Annotated in this window: 8 protein-coding genes and 1 pseudogene; 4 read left to right on the forward strand and 5 right to left on the reverse strand. The window is 41.5% G+C overall.

From position 1 onward, the window contains the following. Window positions 1-458 (forward strand): annotated as a pseudogene (locus FCU94_RS15565) (IS30-like element ISVa6 family transposase); the annotation flags it as partial. Window positions 459-483: 25 nt separating this feature from the next. On the opposite strand, the gene FCU94_RS15570 reads toward FCU94_RS15565, so the two are convergent. Beyond that, window positions 484-927, reverse strand: coding sequence for a hypothetical protein (locus FCU94_RS15570; protein ID WP_176289417.1), 444 nt, complete (start codon window positions 925-927; stop codon window positions 484-486). 324 nt (window positions 928-1,251) lie between these two features. On the opposite strand from FCU94_RS15570, the gene FCU94_RS15580 reads away from it, so the two are divergent. Continuing rightward, a complete protein-coding gene (locus tag FCU94_RS15580; protein ID WP_176289418.1) occupies window positions 1,252-1,611 on the forward strand; it encodes a hypothetical protein in 360 nt (119 codons plus the stop codon). Window positions 1,612-1,758: 147 nt separating this feature from the next. Here the strand turns inward: FCU94_RS15580 and FCU94_RS15590 are convergent, their stop codons facing one another. The 4 genes from FCU94_RS15590 to FCU94_RS15610 all read right to left on the reverse strand — a co-directional run bounded on the left by FCU94_RS15590 (window position 1,759) and on the right by FCU94_RS15610 (window position 5,393). Then, window positions 1,759-2,238, reverse strand: coding sequence for a hypothetical protein (locus tag FCU94_RS15590; protein ID WP_255199285.1), 480 nt, complete (start codon window positions 2,236-2,238; stop codon window positions 1,759-1,761). Between the two features lie 131 nt (window positions 2,239-2,369). Continuing rightward, window positions 2,370-2,966: a class I SAM-dependent methyltransferase gene (locus tag FCU94_RS15595; RefSeq protein WP_176289420.1), complete on the reverse strand. Its 597-nt coding sequence runs from the start codon at window positions 2,964-2,966 to the stop codon at window positions 2,370-2,372. Window positions 2,967-3,110: 144 nt separating this feature from the next. Further along, window positions 3,111-3,845 carry a DUF4145 domain-containing protein gene (locus FCU94_RS15600; protein ID WP_176289421.1) on the reverse strand — a complete coding sequence of 245 codons (735 nt, stop codon included), beginning with the start codon at window positions 3,843-3,845 and terminating at the stop codon, window positions 3,111-3,113. A gap of 1,197 nt (window positions 3,846-5,042) precedes the next feature. After that, window positions 5,043-5,393 carry a hypothetical protein gene (locus FCU94_RS15610; protein ID WP_176289422.1) on the reverse strand — a complete coding sequence of 117 codons (351 nt, stop codon included), beginning with the start codon at window positions 5,391-5,393 and terminating at the stop codon, window positions 5,043-5,045. A 198-nt stretch (window positions 5,394-5,591) separates the two neighbouring features. On the opposite strand from FCU94_RS15610, the gene FCU94_RS15615 reads away from it, so the two are divergent. Beyond that, window positions 5,592-5,876 carry a type II toxin-antitoxin system RelB/DinJ family antitoxin gene (locus FCU94_RS15615; protein WP_176289423.1) on the forward strand — a complete coding sequence of 95 codons (285 nt, stop codon included), beginning with the start codon at window positions 5,592-5,594 and terminating at the stop codon, window positions 5,874-5,876. After that, window positions 5,873-6,151 (forward strand): type II toxin-antitoxin system RelE/ParE family toxin, encoded by a 279-nt coding sequence (locus tag FCU94_RS15620; RefSeq protein ID WP_176289424.1) that lies wholly within the window; start codon window positions 5,873-5,875, stop codon window positions 6,149-6,151. The genes FCU94_RS15615 and FCU94_RS15620 overlap by 4 nt, the downstream gene beginning before the upstream one ends. Window positions 6,152-6,312: the final 161 nt, after the last annotated feature.

Raw genomic sequence — 6,312 nt, forward strand, 5'->3', positions numbered from 1 at the left:
GAAAAGAGCCTGGTCATTGGGAAATTGATACCGTCGTGGGCCGTGGAACCAAGCACTGTATCGTGACTTTAGTCGACAGAATGACTGGCTACACTTTTATCGGACAAATGGACGATAGAACAAGCGAGTCGCTCAACGTAAGAATGAGCAAAATCATGACCCGCTCTGACTTACCTTTTAAGACGATAACTGCGGATAACGGCACTGAACTTCATGGTTATGCACAATTAGAAAAACATCATAACTGCCTGTTTTACTTTGCAAATCCATACCATTCATGGGAGCGAGGCACTAATGAAAACACCAATGGCTTGATACGACAATACTTACCAAAACGCACTTCTATGTCACACGTGACACAGAAGCTCTGCAATGAAATTGCACACAAATTAAATACGCGCCCACGCAAAAGGCTTGGGTATAGAACACCAACGGAGTATATTCATGCGCATCTGTAGAAAGTGTCGCACTTCAAACTTGATACTAAGTTTCTTTTTCCATAAACAGTTCGTCTATAAATGCACCATATTCTAGCTGAATTTCATCAAGTACTTTTTGCTCACTATCCCCAAGTTTGATTTCAATGCCAACTTGTTGTTGCCAAGCAGTAACTAGGGCGCTAAATATCTGAGTTAGGATTCTTGTTTGTCGAATCAAATTTCCAACAAATGCCTTTGCCGCCGTTGTCCCTTCAATTGTATTGAGATCCCAATTAGGAATTGATTCAACGTTATGAACTAACATGTTCCTGTTTTCGAGAAATGATTCCAAGAGGAGGAGAAGGTTAGGATGAACATCTGCACGCTCTTTTACCCTTCCGATAAAATAACCCAAAGTTTTCTTCTTCTCTTTCTTCTCTAGTTTTGTTAACCCTTCAAAGTCAATAAAGTCACCGTCTTGTAGAACAAACGTGGTGCAAAACTTCATCAGAGACTCTAGAGACTGAATATTAACTAAGGCTGCGCCAATAAGAGAATAAATGTCTTCTACATTTGGTTTGTTTATATGAACTCCGCTGAAACATAACGCCCTGCTAAGGGGTGAGCAACGCAATACCGGTGCTTCCGCACACCACCTTAATCACTAAAATCAACGCATAGTAAAAATGCCACGCGTTGTGAATCCCTCTTGAGCAGTTTGTTAGTTTGCAAACCCAAAGCGTTGATTTTACGTTATTTTAAACTTTGCAAACAACAAACATTATGTACTTTGATGCATTTGAGTCAGGCGTAGTCTCAAAGCGGCTAGTCAATGAAACCACTTGGAACAAACAACGTGGCAGAAACCGAACTCACAACACCAAAAAACGCTTTTGGAAAACCAATCTCACAGTGCGGACTTTCAACAAAGCCACTGAAACCACGTGAACTTTCCACACCAGAGAAAACGTCCTTTCAGCGAATAAATCGGCTTTTGTACCAACAAACTCAACGAGCAGAGTTTCAGCAAACAAATTCAACTCAGTTAACCCAAAAGTCGCCGCACCAAAGAACAAACCAACCGTTGAAACGATGCCAATTTTGGATTTTCACCACGCTAGTTAACCCTGAAATTGAAAGCCAATACGACAACTTAAACTTTGAGCTTTTACCACTAGATCTTGCGATATAGCTGCGTTTTTCCTCTTGCAAACTAACGCCCTGCTAAGGGGTGAGCAACGCAATACCTAAGCCGCTGCATACCGCCTTAATCACTAAATTCAACGCATAGTAAAAATACCACGCGTTGCGAATCCCTCTTGAGCAGTTTGTTAGGTTTTTACTCAAATAGTTCGTTAAACTTCTCTGTATCCCACATAAAAACAATTGGTGAATCTGATACTACCGCTTTACTAAAGCCATACTTTTCACTTTGAGTAACGAAAGCTATAGGAGCATTTTTATATAATAAGGCTACTGAGTTACCATCAGCCGACCATAAGAAGCTAAAATCTTGCTCTGCTGTTTTTGCAATAACTGCTACTTCAGAAGCTAGGCCTTCATGTAATTGTGGTGGTTCTCCTGCCCTCATTTTCTGTTTCCAAGTTTCCTCAGAAACAGGAGCGTACTGTATGTATGCGACAGCGTCTCGTTCTGGCTTTTGAGTCTCTGGCTTAGTTAAGTAAAGCACTCCAGACTGGTCAAACTCATCGAGAATTGCATAACGATCAGACACTTTATTATATGAGCTTAAAAACAAACCCTCAGACATTACTACTCCTGACATCAAAGTACACAAGATAAATATTACTTGCTTCATGTTACTCCGAAAACCTAACGCCGCGTTAAGTAGTGAGCAACGCCACCCCTACCTAAACCATTGTGCCGTAAACACTAAATTCAAAGCAAACCAAAAATGCCGAGCGTTGCGAATCTGTCTTAAACGCTTTGTTATGTACGTTTCACCGCGACCACGGAATATGTATGCCAATGTTTCATTCTACCCAATGACGTTTTCGCTGTTTCATCACGTTCGAAGAACCTGACTATTTCAAAACCCGAGAACAGAGCCTTTACTTCTGATTCCGACGACGATGTTGTAGGGCTACGATAGTTGTTAGCCCAACTGTCTTTGAAACCCATGAAGTCACCAGCAAACACCCCACCGATTTCAATTGAAGATCTGATGCTGCTCCAAGTCGATGCAAATTGGTTTGGGTCAGCGAAGAACAAACTGGAGTTTGCGATAACTACACCAGATTTTGGATAGTCGAACGACTCAAACGAGGACGCTGAAATATCCACTAATGACTTTGACCCGAACCTGTCTCTACAAATAGCAACTGAATCAGGATTAATATCGAAGCCATGAACTTGATAACCTTGTTGATCGAGGTATTCGATATCACTGCCGGTTCCACAGCCACAGTCAGTGGCTACTTTGAGGTTTGATTCATTGAGTCTGACAGCAAATTCAGTACGTTTTGAATGTGGGCGAGATAGTGCCTTTTCGTAGTACTGACGCCAAATTTCAGCATTTTCATCCATAAATTTCTGATTTTCCGTAAAAGTACATAACGCCCAATTAAGGTGTGAAGCACGCGACCACCGCACTTCATTTGAACACCGTAAACACTGAGCTAAACCCAAACTAAAAATGCCAAGCGTGCAGAATCACTCTTAAATTGTTTGTTAGCCTTCAGTTTTGGTAAACCGCTGATTTACCTTATCTACAATTCCCGCGACTCGTTCATCATTTTTATCATATAGCATCTGCAAAACCCTCTCTAAAATATCAAGAGCATCGCAAATTTCGTCTTTAGTAATAGAGTCGTCATGACTAGAGATGTTTCCCAACCATTTGATAGCCATTAAGTGGTTGGCAACATTTTCATTTACCTTTGCAAATTCTTGGATTCTTCGATGTAAAGCACCACTTGTATTACAGCCTAATTCCGAGAGGAGTTGTTCAATGGATGCTCTCACACGATTCCCCGCCATTCCAAACTGTTCGAACATAACGCACCCAATGCTTTGAATCGAACGTACAACCGACTCTGGGCAGGATTCCGGAATAGATATTACATATGGTGAAGGATGTATGTACTTTACCTTGAAATATTCAAAGTAACTTAGTGTTGTTTGCTGGTCAAAACAACTGAGGTTTTCTTCTAATCGACTTGTACCAATAACAGAGTACTTTTCAGCACACGCTGTATTTGTGCAAGTTAACAAACCGGAAAATACGGAAACCGAATATTCTGGTTCCCAATTAGGATGCTCATGATTTCTTATCGAGTCTGATGTTTCTCGCGAAAAAAACGTATCATTAATAGTCTGAAGTGGCGTTCCACAATGCCAACATTTGATGCTCAACAATTCATACACTGAAAATTCATGGTCAAACATATCTCTATTGACAGCCATTTTGATCTCCTTTTCTCTGATGGCTAACGCCGCGTTAAGGGGTGAACAACGCCACCACCCAACCTAAATCATTGTGCCGTAAACACTAAAGCTGAATCAAACTAAAAATGCCAAGCGTTGAGAATCTCTCTTAAACGCATTGTTATAACTACATTTTCCTTAATGGTTGGCATGCTAATAGAAAGAAGCAAAGCGCAAATGTGCCTCCTGCTGCAGCCAAGTAATTGAGTTCAGCGTAGTGTACCAGTGCCGACATAACTGAAGGGGCGATAAAAATAACTGCATATATGAACAACCTGACCGACTTTAGTTCTTGTGAACACTTCTTACATGTTATGTGCTTATCCAGGTTTATCGTCAACTTGGCACCAATAGAAATAGGCGCGTTACAATTTGGACACTTAAACATACGTAATCTCATATGCATCTGGTTTCAATGTAATACCAGACTAGTCATGAGATTCGAACCGTGCAAAGAGCTAAGCAGCTAATTCGAGGGAGTTCAAATCGGACGGTAGTTATAACGCCTTGCTAAGGTGTGAGTAACGCAATACAAAAGCTACCGCACAGCGCCTTAATCACATAAGCCACCGCAAAGTAAAAATGCCACGCGTTACGAATCACTCTTAAGCAATTTGTTAGTACATGCGCTACTTCTATTTGTGCGCTCCAAGATATTGAAAAGTAGCATGATATGAAAGGCTTTGAGCACTGAAGTGAGACGGGCAGCTACAAAAGTTAAACTCGATTGAAAAACGAAAGTTGGCTAGAAGAAAAACGCACTGAACTGCCCTACTTTCACTGGCTTCAAATTAGAAAAGGATTCGGTCCTAGTACTCCGACAACAGCATCAATTACAACCAAGGTTCTCTCAAAAGCCACCACGAAAACGAAGAAGCGCCAAAGAAATAGGCTAAGAGTTAGAAGCCGTAAACGGTGAAATCAAAGCGAACACTCCGCATATAGTGCCACCGGATAGAACGTGAAAGGCACTAACTGAAAGGTGTAAATTCGAGCGCCAAAACAGATAAACATCAGAACTTGTGACCTTTGATGTCAAACCCGTACTAACGCCCAATTAAGTAGTGAGCAACGCCACCACCACACCTAAACCATTGTGCTGTAAACACTAAAACCGATTCAAACCAAAAATGCCAAGCGTTGCGAATCTGCTTAAATTGTTTGTTATGCTCGTGCTTAAAAAAACTGGAGAACCAAACACGCAATGAATGCTGGCAAACCAGCAATGAAGAAGACCAAGCCTGTTTGGTAGTTCATTCGATTTTGTTCTAGTTGGTCTTTCTCGAAGTCATGCCCTTCGACCATTTTGTATACTTTGTTTAGCCTAGGGTTGTCTAGCCTGGTGGTTTTACTATGAACTCCACCTTCCCACATCAGTTTCGCTAAAACCCATATAATAATCACGACAAAAAATAGGAAGTCGACCAGATGAGTCGTAGCAAAGAACGGAACAAACTGGGCTAGCGCTATAACAACAAGTGCTGCAGAGAGGTTAATTAGAACCACTTTTTTAATCAAATCGAGCAAAATTACCTCCTAGAGCATAACGCCGCATTAAGTGGTGAGCAACGCTAGCCACCCTGACTAAACCATTGTGACATAAACACTTAAACTGAAGTAAGCCGAAAACGCCAAGCGTTGGGAATCCGTCTTAAATGCTTTGTTAGTTGCCCTTGCCCAACTCCAGTGCTAACATTTGTACGCACATCAATTTAGGAGTTACTCATGGACACTAGAATTCAATTTCGTGTTGATGACGAAGTTAAACGCTTAGCTCAACAAATGGCAGAGAGCCAAGGACGCACACTTAGCGATGCTTGCCGTGAGCTTACCGAGCAAATGGCTGAGCAACAACGAAAAGCATTATCTCACGACAATTGGTTAACTGAACAAGTAAACCTAGCATTTGAGAAGTTTGATTCAGGAAAAGCTTCATTTGTTGATCACGACTCAGCAAAAACACGAATGGCTGAACGAAAAGCTAAGATTCGTAACCGAGGTCAACAATGATTTTATGGGAAGAAGAATCGCTAAATGATCGTGAAAAGATCTTTGAGTTTCTTTATGACTTCAACCCTGACGCGGCAGATAAAACTGACGAAATCATCGAAACTAAAGTAGAGAATTTACTTGAGCAACCACGGATGGGTGTTCAACGAGATGGTATTCGAGGGCGACTACTAATTATCCCCGAAATCTCGATGATTGTTTCCTACTGGGTTGACGGCTCAGTAATTCGTATAATGCGAGTTCTACACCAGAAGCAGAAATTCCCTACCGACTGATTGTAGTCGGTGGGCAAACTAACGCCCAATTAAGTAGCCCGAAACGCCCTGGCTCGCCTTCCGCATTGCTCGGCAACACGATATTCAACGCAAACCAAAAGTGCTAAGCGTTGAGGGTCTGCTTGAATTGTTTGTTATGTTTTACCACAAATGACTGATTT

This window comes from Vibrio sp. JPW-9-11-11 (assembly GCF_013369335.1).
In the GTDB taxonomy this organism is placed as follows: Bacteria; Pseudomonadota; Gammaproteobacteria; order Enterobacterales; family Vibrionaceae; genus Vibrio.